The following is a 22,497-nucleotide window of genomic DNA, read 5'->3' on the forward strand; positions in this document are numbered from 1 at the left end:
CTCACTCGTCGGGGGTGGACAGCACGGCGATCAGGTCGGCGGTGCGCCGGGGCGTCCAGCCGTCCGGGGCCGCGATGTCCGCCCAGGCCGTCACCGGGGCCGTACCGTAGCTGTGCCCGTGGCCCGCGGGCACCCCGGTGGAGAACGCCATGTCCGCGGTCACCTGCCAGAACGTCACGAACGGATACCAGCGTACGTCCGGCGACACGTCGGCGCCGCGCGGCTCGCGCAGCCAGTCGGGGCGGCTGACCGCCAGGCGCGGTGCCCACCACACGATCGGGTCCGACGGGTGTTGCAGGTAGACCGCCCGCGGCGTGCCCCACGCGGTCGCGGGCTGGTCGAGGTCGGTGGCCGGGTCCCGGGCGAACCGGATCGTGGCGCCCTGCTCGTAGCGGGGCAGGATCTCGGTGCTGCCCGGGTCGCGGTCGGCGACGTACTCCCGCCACAGGGTGTTCCGGTTGGGCGGTCCGACCAGCAGCATCCCGTCGACGCGGTTGCGGATGTCGTCGGCACCGCCGAACGCCGACTCCGCGCCGAACGAGCCCAGGCTCTCCCCGAAGACCAGCAGCTTCGGCCGGCCACTCGGCGGCATCCTCGACCAGACGGCGTACACCTGGTTGTAGAGGTCGCGCCCGGCCTCGCGGGCGCGCTCCTTGTCGACCAGGAACGACAGCCAGCTCGGCAGGTACGAGTATTGCAACGCCACCGCCGCGGTGTCGCCGTGGTACATGAACTCCAGCGGCACCACGGCGTTCTCGTCGACCCAGCCGGTGCCGGTGGTGGTGATCACGAGCAGCACGTCCCGCTGGAACGCGCCGGTCCGCTGCAGCTCCCGCACCGCAAGCCGGGCTCGGTCCCGGGACGTCGGTGCGGAGTCCAGTCCGGCATAGACCCGGATGGGCCGCTGAGCGCCGGCGCCGCCGAAGCCGAGCAGCTCCTCCGGGCCGGGGCCACCGGCGACGAACTGCCGGCCCTGGTTGCCCAGTGACGCCCACGACACCGAGGAACCCGGGCCGCCGGAGCGCAGCGGGTCGTCCGGCGGCGCCAGGCCCGGTTCGGTCTCGTCGTTGACGTCGCGGAACGCGGTGTCCGTGACGGCGAACAGGCCATCGATCACCACGCCGTTGAGGACCCCCAGTGCGAGCAGCGCCACCGCCAGCCCGGCGATCACCTTGGCCGTGGCCGCGGGTATCCATCGGCCGAGCAGCCGGCCCGACCCGCGCGCCGCGGACCGCAGGATCCGCATCAGGCCGACAAGCCCGGCCGCGGTCACGGCCGCGATGAGCAGGACGGCGAGGAACCCGAGGCGCGACGGGGACGCCATCCCCATCAGGCTGTGCACCTCGCGCTGCCAGACGGACCCCAGGTAGAGGAAGGCGCCCACGACGGGTACGGCGACGACCGCCAGCCAGCGCCGGTACACCGGTCGCGGCGCCGGCAGCGGACGGTTGGACAGCTTTCCCGCCAGCCAGACCAGGAGCACGCCGAGCCCGTAGCCGATGGCCGCGGTGATCCCGCTGACGAGTCCCTGCAGGACGAGTCCGCGGGGCAGCAGTGACGGAGTCACCGACAGGCAGAAGAAGATCAGTGCCCCGGTCACGCCGACGAGGGTGTAGTGCCAGCGGTGCCCCAGCCACCACCACCAGCCCCGCGCCGGGGGTTCCGGTTCCTCCTGAGCCGCGGGTGCGCCGGGCCGAGTGGTCGTGGTCATCGCGGTACCGTCCCTTCCCACCAGCTCACCACGCCGGCCGCGGTGAGGATTGCGAGCCCGTTGACCGCCCAGTGCAGCCCGGCCGGCGCGAGCAGGCTGCCGCTGCGCCGGCGCAGCTCGCACAGCACCGCTCCGGCGGCCGTGGTGAACACCACCGCGCCCGCCACGGCGAGGAGTTGCCCGATACGGCCCGATCCGGCGATCTGCGCAACGGCCGGGTTCACGCGGTTCAGTCGCAGCGAGGGGAGCACGTGCCAGAGGCCGAACAGCCCCGACGACACGAGGGTCGCCCGGGCGGCACCGGTCCGCCGGCAGAGCAGGGCCCACAGGACCCCGCGGAAGGCGATCTCCTCGAACAGGACGGTGCCGAGCGGGACGACGACCAGCGCGCCGGTCACCGCCGGGCCGAGACCGTTGCGGTACCGCGTGTCGAGGAACGCCGGGCGGGTGGCGGGCAGCAGGGCCGCCACCGCGTAGACGGCGGCGACTGCCGACACGCAGACCAGGGCGTACGCGGCCCCGCGCCGCCACGACCGGCGGCCGATGCCCACGTCGCCGGCGTCCAGCCCGGCGGCGCGGGCCAGCGCCAGCAGCACCGCGGCGCCGAGCGGCCCGGCGAGCAGCATGGTGCCCGGCGGCCCGAACCGCCCGGCGGCGGCCACCGCCACCAGCACGGCGACCGTCGCGGACAGGGTGCGGCGGGTCGCCGTGCCGTGGATGGACGGCCCGGTCGTCACCCGTTCAGCGTCGCCGCCCCGCCGTCCGCGGCCCTCACCCCTGCCGGATGACGCCATCCCGGCCGGCGTCCCGCGGTGTCCGTGTTCCGGCTGCTGGAAGGGGGTGTGCCGTCCCGCTGTCCCATGTGGGGGCGGCGCCGTTGTCGCTCACCGGCGGTCCCGACAGGCTCGCGGCTGTTCACCCGTACCTGTCCATCAGGAGAGCAACAATGCAGAAGAGTTCGATTCTCCGGCGGTTCCTCGCCGCCGCCGGCGTCGTCGCCGGGGCGATGGCGGCCGGAGCCTTCGCCGCCGAGCCGGCCGCCGCGGCGGTCACCTACGGCTGTGAGTATCCGCGGGTCTGCTTCTACGGCAACAGCGACGACGCCAGCAGGAAGCGCAACCCGACCGCCGGCTACAAGGACGCCGGGTACTGGCAGAAACTCGGACCGCGCAGCCGCGGCGCCTACGCCGTGTACAACTCGCGCGACGACGACACCGCCCTGCTCAAGTTCGACCTGGCCGGCAACGACGTCGTCTGGTGCGTCCGCCCGAACGAGTACCTCTTCCTCAATCCGACCGAGTACCCGGGCGCCGTCGTCGAACTGAAGATCTCGAGCCGGGCCACCTGCCCCTGACCGCACGGCGAATCCCGCCCACGCCCCGCGCAGCCCCGGCTGCGCGGGGCGTTTCTCTTTCGGCGGGTACGGCGCCCGCGCGTCCCGGCCGGTTTCCCATCTCTGCGGTTCCGCCGCAGGTCAGGGCCGCTGTCCCGTCCCAGCGTCCCAGGGCTCGACCGCGGCGTTGTGGGCCCCGCCCGCCCCTTGGCACGGTTTCGCCGCGGTCGATACGGGCGGCGTCGCGGACGCCCCGCGGACCGCTCTCACACAGCACCCGCGACGCAATGAGGAGGTTCCCGTGACGGGACGAAAGAAGGCGGCGGCGCTCGCAACGCTGGGGCTCAGCTCGCTGGCCGTGGCCCTTGCGCCGGCGGCGCCGGCGGCGGCGGCCACCTGCTACGGCGGACAGACCAGCGTGACCTACACGGCCGGCACGGCGAAGCAGAGCTTCGGGCCGTTCACGGCCAGCAACCGGTGCAACGACGTCAACGTGCGCGTCCCCAGCGACAACGTGGTCTTCGCCTGCGTCGTGTTCGTCGACCACACCGAGAAGTGCAACCGCAACGACACCTTCCAGGGCGTCGGGAAGGACTGGGTGGCCGTCGCGACAGACGTCCGCAACGGCACCCGCTTCAAGGTCCGGCTGGTCGACGCCACGGCCTCGCCGCTGAAGGTGTCGATCGCTTACTGACCCGGCTGTCCACTTCGGACATCTGGTGCACATCCCTTATCCATCTGGAGGATTCATGCTGCCTCGCCACGTGCCTCGCGGCCGCGGCCCGGCTCGGCTCGTGCTGCTCCTCGGCGTCGTCATGGCGGTGCTGCTCGGCGCCGGCACGGCCGCGCTCGCGGCACCGGCCGCGCTCGCGGCACCGGCCGCGCTCGCGGCACCGGCCGCGTACTTCCATCCGCAGAGCGTCGGCAACCGCGGTACCGACGTCGTCGCCCTGCAATACCTGCTCGCGGCTCACGGCACCACCGTGGACACCGATGGCGTGTTCGGCCCCGGCACCCAGAACGCCGTCAAGTCCTTCCAGCGCTCGGCCGGTCTGGAGGCCGACGGCATCGTCGGGAACGACACCTGGTCGAAGTTGGTCAAGACCGTCCGCGAGGGTGACAAGGGCCCGGCGGTCAAGGCGCTCCAGACGCTGTTGAACGCGAAGCGCGGCGCCGGGCTGGGTGTCGACGGTGACTTCGGCAACGGCACCGACCGCGCCGTCCGCGCCTTCCAGACGCACGCGGGCATCGGCTCCGACGGCATCGCCGGTCCGAACACCTGGAAGCAGCTCCTCTGGCACTTCGAGAAGGTCAACTTCGCCGGCACGATGTGCGACCAGAATCCCGACGGCAACGCCTCCGCGAACTGGGGCACCGCCGCGGCGGTCGGCCAGCTCGAGGCCGCCGCCCGCAACTTTGGCGGCGGCAACGGCAAGGTCCCGGTCGGCGACGCGAGCTTCGAGCACGGCGGCGACATCGACGGCCACGCCAGCCACGAGCGCGGCATGGACATCGACATCTGGCCGATCCGTACGGACTCGGCGCAGTGCGCCGGCGGCCGGATCACCTGGCGATCGTCCACGTACGACCGTGCGGCCACCCGGAAGCTCGTCAACGAGCTCCGGGCCGCCGCCCCGGGCCACGTGAAGTTCATCTACTTCAACGATCCCGAGCTGATCAGCGCCGGCCTGACCTCCAAGTACGACAACCACGACAACCACCTGCACATCCGGTACTGCGAACGGGCTCACCCCAACCCGATGTACCGCTGCTGATCCAGGTCGGTCCCACCCCTCACACAGGAGAAGCGATGAAACGCGGAGTCCTCGCGGCGGCGGCGTTCGCGGCGCTCGCCCCGACGCTGCTCACCACCGCACCCGTCCACGCCGCCACCCCGGCCTTCGAGCTCGTGGCCGTCCAAGCGGCCGCCGCCCAGGGCTGGCCCACGGTCAACCGCGGCGACAAGGGCGCGGACGTGACGGCGATCCAGTACCTGCTGTCGCAGCACGGGTACGCCACGGACGCGGACGGCATCTTCGGTCCCGGTAGCGAGACCAACGTGAAGAAGTTCCAGAGCGCCAAGGGGCTCGCCTCCGACGGCGACGTCGGCCCGAAGACCTGGGCGAAGCTGATCGTCCAGGTCAAGGAGGGCAGCTCCGGGAACGCGGTCAAGGCCGCGCAGTTCCAGCTCACGGCGAACGGCTACGGCGTCGACGTGGACGGCAAGTTCGGGCCGGACACGGAGAAGGAGACCAAGGCGTTCCAGCGCAAGGCCGGCCTCGACGCCGACGGCATCATCGGCCCGAACACCTGGCAGGCCCTGGTCAACAACGCCGGCGACGGCAACAACGGCGGCGGCGGTGGCGGCGGCACCCGGGCCGACCTCGCCAAGCACCTGCGCGACGACCCGGACGCCGTGCTGCTGAACTCGCACGTGAGCGGCAGGGACCACGCGGCGTCGACGGCGCGGGCCAACATCGTGGACACCGCGGCCGGACGGCCGGCGAAGACCAGCCCGTGGAGCGACGTCGGCGTCGAGGACGTGACGCTCAACATCAACATGCTCCGCGGCATGGTCAAGCTCGACACCGAGAAGGGCTACAGCTACCGGGTCACCGCGATCGCCGGTGGCGACCACAGCTCGACCTCCCGGCACTACCGGGGCCGGGCCTTCGACATCGACACGATCAACGGCCGGCGCGTCGGCAGCGGCGCCGACCACCGCGGCTTCATGGCCGCCTGCCGCCAGTTCGGCGCCACCGAGGTGTTCGGCCCCGGCGACGCCGGCCACAGCACCCACATCCACTGCGCCTGGTAGTTCCACGCCGTATCGACCACCGGCGGCCGCGGACGGGTCCCCCTTCCTCCTCCCCGCGGCCGCCGGGCCCCTTCCACTCCGACCGTTCGAAGGACCGATGTGCACCTCTCCACCACCATCCGCCGCTGGGGCGGCGCGGCCGTGCTGGTGACCGCCGCCCTGCTCACCACCGTCGTCCCGGCGCACGCGGCGGTGCCCACCATCCCCGTCTTCGGTGCCGCGATCGACCCGTACGCCGCCGAGGACCCGCAGGACAGTTGCGACCCGAGCGTCAAGCCCGGCGTCGCCGGCTTCCGCGAGCTGGTCCTGCGTACCTATCCCACGACCGGTGACTCCGGCGTCGTCCGTGAGTGCTCGCCCAGCGAGGTCAGCGAGCACGAGGAGGGACGCGCCTGGGACTGGCGGGTCGACGCCCGCAACAGCGCCGACCGGGCCCGGGTCGACGAGTTCCTCGGCTGGCTGCTTGCCACGGACAGCCACGGCAACAAGCACGCCATGGCCCGCCGGACGGGCGTGATGTACGTCATCTGGAATGGCCGGATCTGGGGCTCGTACCGGGCCGCCGAGGGCTGGCGGCCGTACAGCGGCGCGAGTCCGCACACCGATCACGTCCACTTCAGCTTTAGCTGGGCCGGCGCCCGCAAGCAGACCACCTGGTGGACCAGGGCGACCCAGCCCGCCGCGTGGCCGAGGGTCGAGCGCGGCGCGACCGGGGTGGACGTGCAGACCGTCCAGCACCTGCTCACCGCCGCCGGGTATCCGGTCGACTCGGACGGGAAGTTCGGCCCCGGCACCGAGGCGGCGGTCAAGAAGTTCCAGGCCGCGCAGGGAGCGACCGCGGACGGCATCGTCGGGATGATGTCCTGGTCGAAGCTGGTGCGCACGGTCCGGCCCGGCGACCGCGGTGACGCGGTCAAGGCCGTACAGGCCCAGCTCAATGCGCTCGGGTACGGCCTGGAAGTGGACGGCGCCTTCGGCGACCGAACCGCGGCGGCGGTCCGCGGCGTCCAGAAGGAGAACCAGTTGCCCGCCGACGGCGTCGTCACGCCGACCGTCTGGCAGTTGGTGGTGGGGCGGACTGCGTAGTCCGCATCGGGGGCGGCCGGTCGCCACGGGTCCGACGGTCCGCGGCGACCGGCCGTACGCGTCAGGTCGGCAGCGCCGCCTTCAGGCAGGCGGGCCAGTTGCTGAAGCCCTGCTTGTCGGCCCACAGCCGGTGCGCGGTCCGAATGTTCCACTCCGGGTCGAACGCCATGCGGGGCGTGCCCTGGTACCGGTCGAGCACGACGTCGGCGAGCTGGAACACCCCCCAGTTCCGGGTGCCGTTGGTGTTCGGCGTGATCCAGTGCGGATCGAGGTACGACTGGCAGCGGGCGATCCGCACGGCCAGGTCCGGCTCCTCGTGGAACACCTCGCGGACCCTCCGCTCCACCTGAGCGGGCGACCACGTCTTCAGGGAGACCCGGCCGGCGTAGAGCGCCTCCTTGGTCGCGTCGTCGACGACGCCCTTGGTCGGCAGGTCGGCGAGGACCTGGAAGGCGGTGACCCGGCGCAGCGTCTCCGGGCCGAACGACGCGTCGACCCCGATGGTGGTGCCGGCCTGGGAGAGCAGCCGCTGCACCTCCCGGACGCACTCGTCGTGCTGTCCCATGCTCACCACGTCGGCGCAGGCCGGCGTGAACAGCAGACGGCCATCCGCCGCGGATCTCGTGGCGGACGGGCCCCGGGCGCCGTCCTCCCGCGACCAGTGCTTGGCCGCGAAGGCGGCCGTCGTCATCGTGCCGACGAAGGCGAGCGTGAGCGCTATCACCAGGTACCGGCGCGGCATCCGCCGGGCCGACGGTGCCGCCGCCTCGGCGGCCTCGTCGCCGGAGGCCGGCTCCTCGGCCGGCGCGGGAGCCGCGACCAGCGTTCCCGTGGCGGCGAGCGAACCCCCGGTGGCGGCCGGCGGACCGGCGGCGGTAGGCGTGTCCGTGGTGGACGTCGCCGGCGTCTCCCGTGGCGCGGCGCTCGCCAGCGCCCAGCGCCGGTGAAGTTCGAGCAGTTCCTCCCGGTTTGCCCCGCATGCTCGGGCCAGCCGGCTCAGACTCTCGAAGTCGGCCGGCACGGCGGCCCCGGAGCAGTACCGGTGCACACTGGACCGGCTCAGGTTCGCCCGGCGGGCCAGCGCGTCGTAGCTCCGGCCCGTCCGTGCCTTCAGCCGCTGCAGCAGTTCGGCCAGATCCTGAATGGAATCAACAGACACCAAGGTCCCCCCTGTCGAGCAGCATCGCCACCGGAGGCAGCGGGGCGACAGCGGCCCACCGCTCCTTCAGCCGGCGTCCCGGTATCCGGCAGACCCGCCGAAGGCGGTACGCCGCGGGCGACTGTAGCCGATCACTGTGCGGGCCTCCGCGTCCGGTCGGCGGTTTTCGATCTCGGGGTTCGTGAGCAGGGCTCGCAGGGCGCTGTCCAACGGTCCAGGACCAACGAGAATCACGGCGGCGGGTGACGGCCGTCCGGCTCAGATGCACTGTTCTGGAAGTTCGGGCATCCCCTTCTTGCCCGAGTCCGCCCGACCCTCCAGCATCGTCTCTTTGCCGGATCCGCATGCCGCTGCGCCCCGCGCAGGAATGGACGACACGTGCAGCAGAATTCGCCCGCCAGCGGCCGGGACTCCTACGAGCCGGCCACCGTGGACCTCAGCGGACGGTGCGTCGGGAGCACGTACATCCTCATCTGCCCGGTCGGGCAAGGGGCTACCGGAACGGTGTGGCGCGGCATGGAGCGCACCTCCGGCGAGCATGTGGCGGTCAAGCTGTTGCACGAGGGCATGCTGCGCCAGCCGAAGCTGGTGACACGGTTCGTGCAGGAGCGCACCATCCTCAAGATGCTGCGCCACGAGTACATCGTCGGCGTCCGCGATCTGCTCAGCGCCGGCGAGTCCCTCGGGCTGGTCATGGACTTCGTCGCTGGCGGGAGCCTGCGGGAACATCTGCGCCGGGAAGGCACCCTGCCGCCCGGTGAGGCGGCGCGGCTGCTCGCGCAGGTGGCGGCGGCTCTGGCCGAGGCGCACGGGATCAACGTGGTCCATCGTGACGTCAAACCGGACAACATCCTGCTGCGGGAGGCCGACGGCCGTCTGGACGTACGGCTGACCGACTTCGGAATCGCCCGGATCCTCGACACACCCGGCCTCACCACCCCGCAGGCGATCATCGGGACGCCTCATTACATGGCCCCCGAGACGATCAGCGGAGGTGAACCGACCCCACCCGCCGACGTGTACGCCCTGGGTGTGGTGCTTCACGAACTCGTCGCCGGGCGGCCGCCGTACGCCGGTGACCCGATGACGGTGTTGCGGAGCCACCTCGACGACGAGCCGGTGCGCCCGGCCGGAATCGCGGAAGAGCTGTGGTCGGTGATCCGCTCGTGCATGGACAAGGACCGCGACCGGCGACCATCGGCCGTCGAGCTGGCGGAGATTCTCTCGGGCCTGGCCCGGAACCTGACGGGTGTGCCGGCGTTGCCCGGCCCTGCCACCGAGGCGGACGCCGGCGACGACGGTCCTCCCCGGCCCGCCCCCTCTCCGCTGCGCCCGGCCCGTCATCCCTCGGCGCCCGGCGATCCCCGGCCGAGGTCGCCCCGCAACCGGCCCGGCACCCGGCGGTGGCGCCGTCCGGGCGCGATGGCGGCCCTGGTCGGCGCGGTGCTGCTGTCGTCCGCGGCAGCCGGCTACGGCGTGTGGCAGTCGCGGCTCCTGCAGGCGGCGGGGGCCTCCATCGCCGCGGCGCCGCCGCCCCGGCCGGACGGTTACCTGCCCGGCGGGCGGTCGACCGCCAACCCGTCCGGGCCGCCCGCACCGGTGCTCGCCCAGACGGTCGTGGCGGGCGCCGGATCGGGGACCGCCGACGGGCGGCGGCAGGACACCGGCGGCGCGCAGGCCCAGGCGTCGGCCGGGCCGGCGAACGTGGGCGTCTCCATCGGCCCGGGGCAGGTGAGCGGTCTCGCCCGATTCGGCCCGTATCAGTGCGGCGAGGCCTACACCTGGGACATCGGCCATCCCGTGCTCGCCAAGCCGTGTCATGCGGTCGGTAGCGCGATCCGGGCGGTGGGATACATCGAGGCGACGCCCGGCGTGCAGACGGACGTCTCCCTGTCGGTCCAGGACGTGAAGACCGACGAGGTCGTCGCCGGACCGTACGTCTGCAAGGGCCTGATGTTCACGGACTTCGCGCTCAAGCACACCTGCGGTCCCGTCGACCTCGACGCGCCGCGTGGCCGCCGCTACCGCGTCGTGGAGAGCTGGCAGTACACCGGTCGTTCCCTGCTGCCGGGCGGAACGGTCCGAGGCCCCGAATTCATCTGGTGATCATGCCTCGGGCCCGGCCACCGCCGACTCCTCTCAAGTTCGCCTCAAGTTCGCCTGGCGGCGACCGATAGACCGGGAACCCACCGGAAAGCAGGTCCCGCCAGCATGTTGCCCTCGGCGTCGAGCGGAAGCGCTTGTCCACGCCAGGGCAGGATCCGGGCGAGCGCCCTGCGTACCCTGCTGGTGCCGGCGGCGGCGTTGGTCTACGTCCTGGGCACCCCGGACGGGCAGCACCGCGGGCTCATGCTGACGGTGATCCTGGCCATGGCCGCCGTCGGATTGTTCCCCCTGCTGGCCGCCCCGGCGCTGGCCAGCTCGCGCCTGCGGGTGCCGGTCCAGATCTTCGCCGTGGTCGTGATCACCATCGGCACCTCCGGGCTCGCCCTGCTCGACGGCGGCGTGACCAGCCCGCTCGGCGCGCTGGAGCTGTACCAGCTCACGTTCCTCGCCGTGGTACTGCCGGCCCGCCTGTTCGTCCCGATGGCGCTGCTCTGCCTCGCGGGGTACGCCACCGTGGCGGTGGCGGGCAGCGCCGCGCCCGCCGGGTTCGCGTGGGTCTTCGTCTGCACCTACGGCGGGGTGGCCTGGCTCGCCATGCGCCACACGTCGGCGCTGGCCTCGATGCGCCAGCGGCTGGCCTTGGTGTCCCAGATCGACGCGCTGACCGGCTGCCTCAACCGCCGTGGCTTCGACGAGCGGCTGGAAGCCGAGTTCGCCGCGGCCGCGCGCCGCGGCGAACGGGTGACGCTGCTCCTGGCCGACCTGGACCGGTTCAAGGAGGTCAACGACCGCCACGGTCACCGCGCCGGCGACGACCTGCTGGCCTGGACCGGCCGCACGCTGGCCCGCCGGGTCCGCGACGGCGACGGGGTCGGCCGGATCGGCGGGGACGAGTTCGCCGCGGTGCTGGTCGACGCCGACGCCGCCGACGCCCAGTCGGTGGTGGACCGGCTGCGCACCGACCTCGACCCGGTCTCGCCCGCCAGCCTCGGCTACGCCTCGTATCCGGACGACGGGGACACGCTCGAGGCGCTGCGGCAGCTCGCCGACGAGCGCGTCTACGCCGACAAGCTGGCCCGGCACACCGGGACGGAATCCCGTACGCCGGCGGCACGACCACCGGTCCCGGCCCATCCGTGCAGCACGCCGGCGATCTCCGGGAGCGAGCGGCGCCGGCGGTCGGTGACGGACGGCGGCCGGCTGGCCGTGTCGGTCTCCGCGGTGGGGCTCGGCTACGTCCTGCTCTTCGCGGGGGGGCATCCGCACCGTGTCGGGATGGGTGTGCTGCTCGCGACCTGCTGCGTGCTGGGGACCGCCGTCGTCGCCGCCGCCGATCGGCTGAGCCGCTCGGCCGGGCTGCGCGCTTGGATGGCCGCCTTCGGCCTGGTCGAGCTGCTCTGCTCCGCGTTCATCGTCGCGCTCAGCGGCGGGGCGACCACCGCCCTGGCGGTCGGTCTGCTGGCGCCGCTGCCGCTCATCGCGCTGAGCACCCCGCCCCGCGTCGGGGTGCCTCTCGTGGGTGTCACCTGCGGCTTCTACGTCGCGGTGGGTTTCCTCGTCGGCGCCACCAGTCCCTGGCACGTCGCGATGCATCTCGGCGGCACCATCGCGCTGGCCGTGGCGTGCGGCCTGCAGGGCGCCGAGGCCGGCCGCCAGCGCCGGCGGCTGACCCGGCTGTCGCGGACGGACGCGCTCACGAACACCCTCAACCGGCGCGGTTTCGAGGAGCGGTTCGCCGCCGAGATCGCCGGTGCCGACTCCGCCGTCTCGCTGCTCATCATCGACCTGGACCGGTTCAAGGAGGTCAACGACCGGCACGGCCATGCGGCCGGTGACGAGCTGCTGGCATGGGTCGCCGAGACGCTGCGGGCCACCACGCAGCCGTCCGACGTGGTGGGCCGCCTCGGCGGTGACGAGTTCGTGGTCCTGCTCGCGTCCGCCGACGCGGCGTCCGCCGCCGACCGGCTGAAGGAGGCGCTGGCGGTTCGGACGGCCGCGAGCATCGGCACGGCCAGGCTGGGCGTGCACGGCCAGGACTTCGAGACCCTGTACGCCCACGCCGACGCGGAGCTGTACACCCAGAAGCGGCGCCGCACCGCCGCGGCTTGAGGCTCAGCCGGTCAGACCGGGGCGAGCGAGCACGCTGCGGCTCTTACCGCCGGCCTTGGCCGCGTACATGGCGGCGTCGGCGCGGCGCAGCAACGCGTCCCCGTCGCCCTCACCGACGGTGCGGGTCGCGATGCCGATGCTGGCGGTCACCCGCGCGGTGCCGTTGTCGAGCGGGAACGGTTCCGCGATCACCTGCACCACCCGGTCGGCCAGGACCGAGGCGTCCCGCGCGTCGTGGATCGGCTCCATGATGACGGCGAACTCGTCGCCGCCGAGCCGGGCCAGGATGTCCGTGGAGCGGACACAGCCGCGCAGCCGCTCGGCGACGAGCTGCAGCAGGGCGTCGCCGGCGGCGTGTCCGAGCCGGTCGTTGACGGCCTTGAAGCCGTCCAGGTCGATGTACAGGACCGCCAGCGGGGTGCCGAGCCTGTCCTGGCGCGCGAGCGCGAGCGCCGCCCGCTGGTGGAAGAGCGCCCGGTTGGCCAGCCCGGTCAGCGGGTCGTGGAAGGCCAGGAACTCGAGCTGTCGCTCGCGTTCCTGGAGCTGCGCGACGGCACTGCGGAGGCGGCGGTTCAGCTTGAGGTTGTCCCGGATCGCCGCGAGCTGGCGGCACACCACCAGCACCACGACGCCCATCGCCATCAGGTACAACACCGGGTCGAGCGTCCAGTCGCGCAGCACCAGCACGAGCGTGGTGACCATGCCGACGGCGAGCGGGGTGTACGGCAGGACCAGCCGCAGCAGCGAGAAGCGCTCCGGCAGCTCGGCGTCGACGCGGACCCGGGCGCCGGCCACCTCGTCAGCCGCCTCCGCCGGTCGGGCGCAGGCGGTCGCCGGGCCCCTCCACCAGATCCCGTAGCCGACCAGCAGGAAGCCGACCACCCAGCCGAGGTCGGCCAGCCCGCCGGCCTCGTACTGGTCCTGGTGGACCAGGTAGGCGAAGACGCTGTCCGCGATGGCCAGGCCGAGGGCGCCGAGCGCCACGGTGAGCAGCGGGCCGCGCTCCGCCGTTCCGGCGCGGGCCATGACCATCAGGGCGATGCCGATCGTGGCGATGTCCGCGACGGGATACAGCAGGAGCAGGCTCCACTCGAGCGGGCTGCCGGCACCGCCGCGGACGATGGGGCCGAGCACCAGCGCCCAGCTCAGATAGAGCAGGGAGCTGGCGATCAGGGCGCCGTCCAGGCCGGTCAGGACGCGGCGCAGCCGCCCCGGTACGAGCACCGCCATGCCGACGACCAGGAACAGCACCGACGCGACGTAACCGACGTCTGCCAGCGACGGGAATGGTGGCTCGTCCGCGTAGAGCTCGTAGTAGCACCAGGCCGTCTGGCCGGCGCCGTAGGAGAACAGGGCCAGCGCCAGCAGCAGGCTGCCGGTGCGCGGCGTGCCCGCGGCGCGGCGCCAGCCGCGCAGCGCCAGCAGCGTGCCGAGCATCGGCATCGACACCAGGAAGATGTCGCCGAAGACGATCATGCCGTGGTCCGTCAGCGGCCGGGCCAGCACCATGAACAGGTACAGGGCGATGAGCACCGCGCACACGATGCCGACCGCGCGCAGGCGGCGGAGCGGGATACCGCTCGAGAGCGGTCGCGGCGCCGTCGCTTCCGCACCCGGATCGACAGCCATCGGTGGCGACACCATGCCCCTACCTTCGGACCGATGCGAGTGGCGGTGATAGTGGTGCGGGTGCAGTCGGGGAGCGGTCCGATCGTCAGGGCGAGGGCAATGCGGAGGCGAGCTCCTGCCGGCCCCTGATACCCAGTTTCTGATACCCGCGTTGCTGGTGGTTCTCGACGGTCCGGACGGACAGCACGAGCCGGTGCGCGATCTCGGGGTTGCCCAGCCCGTCGACGGCCAGGCGGCATACCTGCCGCTCCCGCTGAGTCAGCGTCGGCCCCTGCTCGTGCGGATCGAGCCAGGCGGGCCAGAAGCCGTCGCAGGAGCGGCGCGACTCCTCGATGCGCCGCGACAGCCGCGTCGTCGTCCGGCCGGCGCGGCCGGAAAGCTGTGCCGCGCGTACGGCGGCTTCCAGGGCCAGCGGGAGGTAGTGGCGCTCCTCCCAGACGGCGCTGAGCTGCTCCAGCCGGCCGGGGTGGTTGGCGGCCATCGCCTCAGCGTAGTCGGCGTACCACCCGAACAGGGGACTGTCGGTGAGGTCCGCGAAGCCGCGGAGCTCGGAGGCGGTCTCGGCGCCGGGCTCCAGCCGGGAACGCAGGTGCAGGGCGTCCACGGCGACCGCGACCGCGCCTTGGGCGAGGAACCGCTCCGCCGTGGCGCGCAGCAGGTCGACGGCCGCCGGGACCTGTCCCGACATGGCCAGCAGCCAGGCCTCGCCGAGCGCCACGTAGTTGCCGGCGGTGCTGCCCGCCGGAGAGCCGTGCATCACCGCGTCGGCGTAGTAGCGCTCGGCGGCCTCGGCCGCCGCCGGCAACCGGCCCGACATGCTCAGCGCCTGCACGTGGCAGGCCTGCGCGGCCGCCGGCATCGACGGCCAGATCCCGGCACGGCGAGTTCGCCGGTGTCGAAGCTGTCGGCGACCTGGGCCGGCCTTCCGGCGAAGAGCATGACGTAGGGCCGCAGGGGTGCGACGGCCGTCGCCAGCAGCGGGTCCTGGGAGGGACAGGTGAGCGCCGCGGCCACGGCCTCCAGCGCCTCGTGGCCACGGCCGCTGAACACCACGATGCCGCCTCGGCGGCGAACAGCTCGCGAGGCTCCTCCACGCCCCTCCGAAGTGGAGCAGGAATTCATTCCCACCGGCTCGTGGTCCAGCGGAACTGACGCGTCGTCGTGTCGAACCAGCGGTCGGTGAGTCCTTCGTCGCGCATGCCGAGCCGCCGGGCGACCGCCTGCGAGGCGGTGTTGTCCGGATCGGTCACCGCCAGAACGCTGGTCAACCCGGCCTGCTCGCCGGCGCCCAGCAGCGCCCGCGCCGCCTCGGTGACCAGGCCCCGGCCCTGATGGTCCGGATGCAGGTTCCACCCGATCTCGACCTCGGAGGTGTCGCCCGAGGCGTCCCGCAGAGGCAGCAACAGCACCGTTCCCACCGGATCCGCGGACCAATGACCGTCCGCGTCCGACACCACGAGCGCCCACAAGCCGTAGGGCAGCGGCAGGGCGGCCTCACGCTCGCGGCGGCGGGCGAACCGCTCCCGCGCCTCGTCCATGTCGGCCACCACGCGTCGGGGCCGGGGCCCGAGCCACTGCATGATCTCCCACCGGGAATAGAGCTCGAAGTACGCCTGAAGGTCGTCCTCCTGCCAGCGACGCAGCAGGGTTCGCGAGGTTCGCAGCAGCTCCACGCTCGAAACCTACCGCGTCCCCTGCGGCGGACTCGGGGCCGAGAAAACATGAACCGGTGGCCCGGATCGGCCGTGTGCAGGTGGGCGACGGCATCAGGAGAGGACGGGCGCAGTGGAGGACCTGAGCGCCGTCACCGCGTTCCGGCTCGACATGGTGCAGCGGCCGAAGTTCACCGCGCAGCTCTACTCCGCCACCGCCGAGACTCCCGGCACCTATGCGTTCCTGCTCGGTGACGCCGCCAACGCTATCCACTTCTGGCCCGGGCGAGGGCTCAACAGCGGGCTGGCGTCGGCCATCTCCCTGGCTCGCTCGCTCGGCAACTCCTGGAACGGCAGGGCGCTGCGGGACGCCGACTTCATCCGCCACGAGGCGGCGATGTCCATGCTGCAGTACCGCCACAAGAGCCGCGCCTGGAAGGCCATGGTCATCACCGACGAGCGGGGTGTGACGCGCTCGATCAAGGATGCGATAGCGGACAGCGCCGCCGACACCCCCGCCGACGAAGCCGACATCGAGGAACTCATGGCCCGGTTGCGCGCGATCCGGGGCCGGCTGGCGTCACGGATCCCCGGCTTGCCGGACGACGCGACACTTCGGGAGCATCTCGGGAAGATGCAGGCCACCACGCTGCGGACGCTGCTCGCCAGCGGAGAGTGGGACACGGCGAACGTCGGCGGCGAGGAAGTGGACATCGACATCTTCTACCGCCCCGATCCGAGCGGCGGCGTTGCCAAGGTGCTGACCGGCGCCGAGCGGCCGAGGTGATCCGGCGACGGCCGCAGGCGGCTAGCATGGCCGCATGACCGTCGAGCTGTTCGCGGGAATCCCGGTCACCGACCGCCCGGCGGCGCTCGGGTGGTACGAGAAGCTGCTCGGCCGCCCGCCGGCGTTCCTTCCCAACGACACCGAGGCGGTGTGGGAGCTCGCCGAGCACCGGTACGTGTACATCGAGGTGAGCCCCGAGCACGCCGGTCACGCGATGCACACCCTCTTCCTGGACGACCTCGACGCCTTCGTGTCGGAGGCCGCCGCGCGGGGGATCCAGCCGGTCACGAGGGAAACGTACGACAACGGCGTACGCAAGATCATCTATCGCGACCCCGACGGCAACGAGTTCGGCGTCGGCGGCGCTCCGCAGTGAACGGCCGGCTTCCCCTCAGGAAGCCGGCCGGAACGTCCCTGATCAGAACGCGATGCCCTGGGTGTCGCGCTTGTCGCCGTTCCAGTCCCCGACGATCGGGATCTCCCGGCCGTCGCCGTTGCCGTACGCGACATGGTGGGTCACCTCGGCGTTGTCGCTCACCGCGCTCGTACGGAAGAAGTAGCCGTTGCCCATGCGGACTCCGATGTTGTCCCTGCCGTCGCCGTCCCAGTCACCCGCCAGCGGCAGCGCCCCGGCGTTGCCGTAGGCGACGCTCCGGGTGGCCTCGGGCTGGTTGTTGGCCGACGTCCGCAGGTGGAAGACGTTCGAGCCGGGCTTGGTGACGCCGAGGTTGCTGATCCCCCTGCGACCGTCCGACCTCCACGGTGACGAGCTGGCCGTCGAACGCGGAGCGGACCGTGGTGCCGTCCTGCATCTGCTCGAAGTGCAGGTGCGGCGTACCGCTGTCGCCGGTGCTGCCCACCCGGCCGATGAGCTGGCCCTGGACGACCGTCTGGTCGACCGACACGGCCGGCGCCGAGATCATGTGCAGATACCGCGTCTGCCAGCCGTTGCCGTGGTCGATGCGGACGTGCCAGCCGCCCCCGCCGTCGTAGGCCGACTTGACCACCCGGCCGCCGGCCACGGCCAGGATCGGCTGGTTGTTGCTGCCGCCGCCGACCTTGAGCAGGTCGAGGCTGTGGGGGTTGGGGATGTGGTCGCTGCGGGTGCTCGCCGTCCATTGTTGCCCGCAGGGGAACGGATCCTCCGGGGGAGATGACGGGACGGTCCGGTGCGGCGCAGGCATTGGCGTCCGTGCTTCGCGATCTGAAAAGCCGCAAGGGGCGCAGCTTCGAGGCCTTGGCCCGACGACTCGCGGTCAGCAGATCCGCATTGCACCGCTACACCTCGGGCGAGGTCGTACCCGCGCGATTCAGCATCGTCGAACTGTGGGCGCGCGAATGCGGCGCCGCCCCGGCCGAGATCGCCGAACTGCGCCGGCTGTGGCTCACCGCCACCGCCGAGCAGGCCGGCTCACCCGACGCCCTGGAATCCTCGGTCCCACCGCCTCTGCTGGTTCCACCCGGACGGCCCGCAACGACGTCCGTGAACCCCGGCCGCCGCCTCCGTGCGAGGGAACGTGTGCCAGGCTGTCGGGATGCAGGACGACCTGATAGCGCCGGGACTGCATCCGATGCTCGCCGCGCGGTGGAGTCCGACGACGTTCGACCCGGTGCACGAGGTCGACGCGGGCCAGGTAGAGCTGCTCGTGGAGGCGGCACGGTGGGCACCCTCCGCCGGGAACTCGCAGCCCTGGGCCTTCATCGTCGGCCGCCGGGGCGACGGGACGCACCGGCGGCTGGTGCGCCACCTCGCCGCCAGCTCCGGGCGCTGGGCGCCCTCGGCCAGCGTGCTCATGGCCAACCTGTCCCACAGGTACGTCGAGGACACCGACTGGGAGTACTCGGAGTTCGCCCTGTACGACCTGGGCCAGGCCGTGGCGCACATGACTCTCCAGGCGCAGGCCCTCGGGTTATTCGTCCGGCAGTTCCGCGCGTTCGACCGGGACCGCGTGGCGCAGGAGTTCGGGGTGCCAGTCCACTGGGAGGTCACGACCATGTCGGCGATCGGCCGGGTGCCGGCCGGCACCGGGGCGCCCGTCGGCCCGATTCCCGCATCGTCCCGCGAGCGCCGCTCGGTCGACGAGCTGCTCTGGACGGGCGCCTGACGAGGTGACACGGGCGTCGGCGACGGCGCACAAGGACACCCCCCGCGGCGGGCGTCTCGATCAGACGCCCGCCGCGGCACACCCATCGGGCCTCCCTATCCCCGGACCGATGCGGAGGAATCGCATCATTTTCAAAGACCGCTGCAGCGGCACGCCCATGCCACCCGAGTGCTATTCCGTTCCGCATCGCGGCATGCGCCCTCATTGCCCATGAAACGCAGGCTTGCGGCGGCGCGACACGATTGACGCCTGCGGATCAGGGAACCGGTACCGCCGATTGAGCAGGGTGACTGCTCGGGGTGGGCGTGTGCCCGCACACAATGCGGCGACAAGCCGACACGAGGCTGGCTAAGGTTTCCGGCTCGGAAGCGTCACGAGAAAGCGGGTAAGGGTGACCCAGACCGTCGAGCCGCCGCAGCAGGTCGCGCCGGCGCGGGAGCGGACCCCGCACACGTCACCCGGCGAGCGGCGTTGGGCGACGCTGTTCCGGCGCTGGGCTCCGGGGCTGATCCCGGCGCTGGCGATGCTGGTGGTGGGACGCTTCCGCCTGCTGCAGCCCTCGCTGGGCTGGGACGAGAACGCGACCTGGCTCGTCGGCACGCGTACCGTGGGGCAGATCGTCGACCTCGCGCAGAACCTCGACGCGGTCATCTCGCCCTATTACCTGTTCATGCACTTCTGGATGGGTGTCTTCGGCGACTCCGAGCTCTCCCTGCGGATGCCCTCCCTGCTGGCCGTCGCCGCGGGGGTCGGGGTCTCGGCCGAGTTGGGCCGCCGACTCTTCGGCCCCGGCGCCGGCCTGCTTGCCGGACTGATGATGGTCCTGGTCCCGCAGTTCTCCCGCTATGCGCAGGAGGCGCGCGCCTACGGTCTGGCCTTCTTCTTCGCCGCTCTCGCCTCGCTCCTGCTCTACCGGGCCTTCGAGAAGCCGAGCTGGGGCCGCTGGAGCGCCTACGGCTTCGCGATCGCGCTGACCGGCGTCTCGCACCTGCTCGCGCTGCTGGTGCTCGGCGGCCACCTCTACGCGGTCGCCGCGCGCTGGTGGCCGACGCGGGACAAGCGGCTGCTGCGCTGGGTCGCCGTGACGGCCGTGGGGCTGATGCCCGTGTCGCCGCTGCTCTACATGGGCTCGCAGCAGCGGGGCCGGCAGTTGGAATGGATCCCGGAGCTGGACACGGCCGGGGTCTTGGCGGCGCCCGGGCAGCTCTTCGGCTCCGCCGCCGCGGGTCTGCTGCTGATCGGCATCGCGGCGACCGTACGGGCCGAGCGCCAGCTCGTCCGGGATCTGGTCGTGCTGGCCACGCTCCCGCCGCTGGTGCTGATCGGGATCTCCCTCGTCAGCTCGTCGATGTGGGTTCCCCGCTATGTGCTCTTCGTGCTGCCGGCGATCGTGCTGCTCGCCGCCGCCGCGCTGCACGGCCTGCGCTTGCGCATGGCGCTCGCCCTGGTGCTGCTGGCCGCCGTCTCGGCGCCGGCCCACGCGCAGGTGCGCGGCCCGGTCTCGCATATGGGCTCCGACTTCCGGGCGGTCAAGCGGATTCTGCAACAGAACCAGCAGCCCGGCGACGTCATCGTCTTTTCGATGAAATCCGCCTGGTCGTTGCGTGCGGGCGTCAGCTACCAGTTGCGTGGCCAGTTGAGGCCGCTGGACGTGGAGCAGGCCGAGCAGGCGGCCGAGGTCGGCGAGCTGAATGCGAAGCTGTGCGCCGACCAGGTCGCCTGCCTCGGCAACGCGAAGCGCGTCTGGTATCTGCGCCAGGGGGCGAGCGGGAAACCCCTGGCCGACAGCGGGCCGCTCGAGGCGACTCTGACCAGGGACTACAGGCAGGTCAAGGTCTGGCAACCGGTGAAGACCACCTTGGTCCTCCTCGAACGCAATCGTGATCCAGGCCCGGCCGGCCGGGTTCGCCGTTCCGGATGAAGCGCAGTGGGGGCTTTCCGAATCCTGAGCGGAACGAAAGCGGTGTCATACTCCGTCTGAGCATCATGATCTCCGTAATGACTTCGCGTAGTGCCCGGCTCATCCCGTTGGCTGTCGCCTGCGCGGCCGTCGCGGCCGTCGTTCCCTACTCGTTCCGGTCAGAGAGCGACCCGCGACCTGAGCCGGTCGCGGTCAGTCTCGCCCGGCCGGGATGGAAGACCATCGAGCACCAGGGCGTCCGGGTCGACATCCCGGCCGCTGGGGTACGGCCCGACATGAGCGGCTGCAAGGTCCGATACGACCGATGGGCGCCACCGAGCTCACCTCCGTGCGAGTCGGGAAGCGGCCTTGCCATCAGTGGTCCCGCTTTTACTGCTCTCTTCGACCCGGTCGACCCCCTGGCGTCTTGCGGAGCAGCGCGGTAGGGGTCGGTGCCGCAGTGTGGGGTGGGTGGACGGGTGCCGACGGTTTCGTCGTATCCGCTTACGACACCGACCGGCAGGTGGTCAAAGCGGTGCTGGATTCGGTCCGGGGTCCGGGAAGCTCGGCACCGCCCGGGCGATGACCGCCCCCGCCGCGCGGTGCGGGCGCTGGGTCAGTGGGTCAGGTTGAGGACGGTGACATTGCCGGCGGCGCCGTCTCCGCCCGCGACGTAGACGTCCCGGCCGTCCGGACTGGTGGCGATGCCGCCGGGGAGACTCAGGCCGTCGCCGGTGGTGCACCCGCCGGTCGCGGGGGGCAGGGCGATACAGCCACTCGTGTCGGTCGGCTGGGTCAGGACACCGATGCTGCTGTCGCGGCGGAATACCGCGACGGCGTTGCTCCCCGAGGCGGACACGAAAGCGAACAACCCGTCGCGGCTGAAGTCGATGCCGGTCGGAGCCACGATCGCCCTGACGGTGGTGCACCCGCTGGTGGTGGCGGCGGCCAGGCAGCCGTTCGTGCCGAGCTGGGTCAGGACACCGGTGGTGGTGTTGCGGGTGAAGGAGGCGACGGTACCGCCGGTGTTGCCGAGGGCGTACACGTGGGCGCCGTCGGGCGAGACACCCAGGTGGTATGCGCCCGAGAGGCCCTTCACGGCGGTGCATCCCGTCGTGCCGTTGCCGTTGGTGTGGACGCACTTGTTCGGGCCGGCCGGCTGGGACAGCGCGCCCGTGGTCATGTTGCGCTGGAAGATCGCGACGGCGTTGCTGCCGTTGCCCGCCACGTACACGCTTCTACCGTCCGGGGAGGTCCGCACGTAGTACGGCTTCCGCATCCCCGACGCGGTCTCCGTGCAGCCGGTCGCCTGGGTGCTGGAGTCGGCGTAGCACCCGGAGGTGCCGCTCAGTTGGGTGAGCACGCCGGTGGTCGAGTTGCGTGCGAAGACGGCGATCGAGTGGGAGTTGTGGCCGGCGACGTACACATACGCGCCGTCGGGGCTGACGACGACGCCGTCGGCCGCGGTCATGCCCCTGGCTGAGATACATCCGGTGGGAACGGGAGTGACGCTCTCGTCCGAGCGGCAGCCGTTCGTGCCGGACAGTTTGGTCAGAACACCGGTGGTGGCGTTGCGGGAGAAGGCGACGAGTGTCGACTTGCCGAAGCTGACCGCGTACACGTGTTTGCCGTCCGGGCTGATGGCCAGGTCGTAGACCGACAGCAAGAGATCCTGCACCGTGGTGCAACCCGCCAGGTACGCGTTGCTGTAACACCGGTCGGGACTGGCGAGCTGAGTCAGGGCGCCGGTGGTGGCGTTGCGGGAGAACGCCGCCACGCTCGAGGTGGTGCCGGCGACGGAGCCGGAGTAGACGTGTTTGCCGTCGGGGCTGACCACGACGCTCGCGCCACCCACGATGCCGGTGGCGGCCGGGCAGCCGCCGGATCCGGAGCTGCTGAAGCACGGCGCGGTCTGGGTGAACCCGAATGTGGAGCGGGCGGCGAAGGAGGAGGCCGGGCCCGTGGTGGTTGCCGTGAAGGCGGCCGAGCTGACCGGCATCAGGGCGAAGCCGCCCAGGTAGAGGACGGCGACCAGGGCGGCAGCGACCCACACGGAGCGTCCGCGCGTCGCGCGGGCGTGTCGTCCAGCCATCACCATCCTC

21 protein-coding genes and 1 pseudogene are annotated in these 22,497 nt (G+C 72.1%); 12 read left to right on the forward strand and 10 right to left on the reverse strand.

Annotation, left to right across the window (positions count from 1 at the left end; translation table 11 throughout):
• Position 1 precedes the first annotated feature (1 nt).
• Complete coding sequence (locus EDD30_RS34405) at positions 2–1,711, reverse strand: alpha/beta hydrolase (RefSeq protein ID WP_071803791.1); 1,710 nt, start codon at positions 1,709–1,711, stop codon at positions 2–4.
• Positions 1,708–2,448 (reverse strand): CPBP family intramembrane glutamic endopeptidase, encoded by a 741-nt coding sequence (locus tag EDD30_RS34410; RefSeq protein WP_244945501.1) that lies wholly within the window; start codon positions 2,446–2,448, stop codon positions 1,708–1,710. Before EDD30_RS34410 ends, EDD30_RS34405 begins: the two co-directional genes overlap by 4 nt.
• A gap of 209 nt (positions 2,449–2,657) precedes the next feature.
• On the opposite strand from EDD30_RS34410, the gene EDD30_RS34415 reads away from it, so the two are divergent.
• The 5 genes from EDD30_RS34415 (at position 2,658) to EDD30_RS41210 (ending at position 6,948) form a co-directional block, all read left to right on the forward strand.
• Positions 2,658–3,065 (forward strand): hypothetical protein, encoded by a 408-nt coding sequence (locus EDD30_RS34415; protein ID WP_071803792.1) that lies wholly within the window; start codon positions 2,658–2,660, stop codon positions 3,063–3,065.
• 280 nt (positions 3,066–3,345) lie between these two features.
• Positions 3,346–3,738: a hypothetical protein gene (locus EDD30_RS34420; RefSeq protein WP_071803793.1), complete on the forward strand. Its 393-nt coding sequence runs from the start codon at positions 3,346–3,348 to the stop codon at positions 3,736–3,738.
• Positions 3,739–3,793: 55 nt separating this feature from the next.
• The gene (locus EDD30_RS34425; protein WP_084556185.1) at positions 3,794–4,819 is read left to right on the forward strand and encodes a penicillin-insensitive murein endopeptidase; all 1,026 of its coding nucleotides are present in this window, start codon (positions 3,794–3,796) and stop codon (positions 4,817–4,819) included.
• A 35-nt stretch (positions 4,820–4,854) separates the two neighbouring features.
• Complete coding sequence (locus EDD30_RS40130; RefSeq protein ID WP_071803794.1) at positions 4,855–5,862, forward strand: peptidoglycan-binding domain-containing protein; 1,008 nt, start codon at positions 4,855–4,857, stop codon at positions 5,860–5,862.
• A 99-nt stretch (positions 5,863–5,961) separates the two neighbouring features.
• The gene (locus tag EDD30_RS41210; RefSeq protein ID WP_071803795.1) at positions 5,962–6,948 is read left to right on the forward strand and encodes a peptidoglycan-binding domain-containing protein; all 987 of its coding nucleotides are present in this window, start codon (positions 5,962–5,964) and stop codon (positions 6,946–6,948) included.
• A gap of 61 nt (positions 6,949–7,009) precedes the next feature.
• Here EDD30_RS41210 and EDD30_RS34445 read toward each other — a convergent pair whose 3' ends face one another.
• Positions 7,010–8,107, reverse strand: coding sequence for a helix-turn-helix domain-containing protein (locus tag EDD30_RS34445; RefSeq protein WP_211277703.1), 1,098 nt, complete (start codon positions 8,105–8,107; stop codon positions 7,010–7,012).
• 378 nt (positions 8,108–8,485) lie between these two features.
• On the opposite strand from EDD30_RS34445, the gene EDD30_RS34450 reads away from it, so the two are divergent.
• Positions 8,486–10,213 (forward strand): serine/threonine-protein kinase, encoded by a 1,728-nt coding sequence (locus tag EDD30_RS34450; protein WP_084556186.1) that lies wholly within the window; start codon positions 8,486–8,488, stop codon positions 10,211–10,213.
• Positions 10,214–10,318: 105 nt separating this feature from the next.
• Positions 10,319–12,322 (forward strand): GGDEF domain-containing protein, encoded by a 2,004-nt coding sequence (locus EDD30_RS34455; protein WP_123678678.1) that lies wholly within the window; start codon positions 10,319–10,321, stop codon positions 12,320–12,322.
• Positions 12,323–12,325: 3 nt separating this feature from the next.
• Here the strand turns inward: EDD30_RS34455 and EDD30_RS34460 are convergent, their stop codons facing one another.
• The 4 genes from EDD30_RS34460 to EDD30_RS34475 all read right to left on the reverse strand — a co-directional run bounded on the left by EDD30_RS34460 (position 12,326) and on the right by EDD30_RS34475 (position 15,624).
• Positions 12,326–13,951, reverse strand: a complete 1,626-nt coding sequence (locus tag EDD30_RS34460; RefSeq protein WP_143162587.1) for a GGDEF domain-containing protein — start codon at positions 13,949–13,951, stop codon at positions 12,326–12,328.
• Positions 13,952–14,036: 85 nt separating this feature from the next.
• On the reverse strand, positions 14,037–14,810 hold the full coding sequence (locus EDD30_RS34465) for a helix-turn-helix transcriptional regulator (protein WP_071803799.1): 774 nt from the start codon (positions 14,808–14,810) through the stop codon (positions 14,037–14,039).
• Positions 14,771–15,004: a hypothetical protein gene (locus EDD30_RS34470; protein ID WP_071803800.1), complete on the reverse strand. Its 234-nt coding sequence runs from the start codon at positions 15,002–15,004 to the stop codon at positions 14,771–14,773. Before EDD30_RS34470 ends, EDD30_RS34465 begins: the two co-directional genes overlap by 40 nt.
• 65 nt (positions 15,005–15,069) lie before the next feature.
• Positions 15,070–15,624 (reverse strand): GNAT family N-acetyltransferase, encoded by a 555-nt coding sequence (locus tag EDD30_RS34475; protein ID WP_071803801.1) that lies wholly within the window; start codon positions 15,622–15,624, stop codon positions 15,070–15,072.
• 112 nt (positions 15,625–15,736) lie between these two features.
• On the opposite strand from EDD30_RS34475, the gene EDD30_RS34480 reads away from it, so the two are divergent.
• On the forward strand, positions 15,737–16,390 hold the full coding sequence (locus tag EDD30_RS34480; RefSeq protein ID WP_211277704.1) for a hypothetical protein: 654 nt from the start codon (positions 15,737–15,739) through the stop codon (positions 16,388–16,390).
• A 34-nt stretch (positions 16,391–16,424) separates the two neighbouring features.
• Positions 16,425–16,766, forward strand: a complete 342-nt coding sequence (locus EDD30_RS34485; protein ID WP_071803802.1) for a VOC family protein — start codon at positions 16,425–16,427, stop codon at positions 16,764–16,766.
• A gap of 42 nt (positions 16,767–16,808) precedes the next feature.
• Here the strand turns inward: EDD30_RS34485 and EDD30_RS39570 are convergent, their stop codons facing one another.
• The gene (locus tag EDD30_RS39570) at positions 16,809–16,961 is read right to left on the reverse strand and encodes a hypothetical protein (protein WP_170047169.1); all 153 of its coding nucleotides are present in this window, start codon (positions 16,959–16,961) and stop codon (positions 16,809–16,811) included.
• 37 nt (positions 16,962–16,998) lie between these two features.
• Positions 16,999–17,574: a M23 family metallopeptidase gene (locus EDD30_RS34490; protein WP_071803803.1), complete on the reverse strand. Its 576-nt coding sequence runs from the start codon at positions 17,572–17,574 to the stop codon at positions 16,999–17,001.
• On the opposite strand from EDD30_RS34490, the pseudogene EDD30_RS42210 reads away from it, so the two are divergent.
• The 3 genes and pseudogenes from EDD30_RS42210 to EDD30_RS34505 all read left to right on the forward strand — a co-directional run.
• Positions 17,544–17,702, forward strand: a pseudogene (locus EDD30_RS42210) (helix-turn-helix domain-containing protein); the annotation flags it as partial. The gene EDD30_RS34490 and the pseudogene EDD30_RS42210 overlap by 31 nt on opposite strands.
• A gap of 223 nt (positions 17,703–17,925) precedes the next feature.
• Entirely contained in the window at positions 17,926–18,495 is a 570-nt protein-coding gene (locus tag EDD30_RS34500) for a nitroreductase family protein (RefSeq protein WP_071803804.1), read from the forward strand.
• A 391-nt stretch (positions 18,496–18,886) separates the two neighbouring features.
• On the forward strand, positions 18,887–20,416 hold the full coding sequence (locus EDD30_RS34505; protein WP_071803805.1) for a glycosyltransferase family 39 protein: 1,530 nt from the start codon (positions 18,887–18,889) through the stop codon (positions 20,414–20,416).
• 595 nt (positions 20,417–21,011) lie between these two features.
• Here the strand turns inward: EDD30_RS34505 and EDD30_RS34510 are convergent.
• Positions 21,012–22,487 carry a lactonase family protein gene (locus EDD30_RS34510; RefSeq protein WP_170047171.1) on the reverse strand — a complete coding sequence of 492 codons (1,476 nt, stop codon included), beginning with the start codon at positions 22,485–22,487 and terminating at the stop codon, positions 21,012–21,014.
• Positions 22,488–22,497: the final 10 nt, after the last annotated feature.

Origin of the sequence: Couchioplanes caeruleus (genome assembly GCF_003751945.1) — a bacterium.
Lineage (GTDB): Bacteria > Actinomycetota > Actinomycetes > Mycobacteriales > Micromonosporaceae > Actinoplanes > Actinoplanes caeruleus.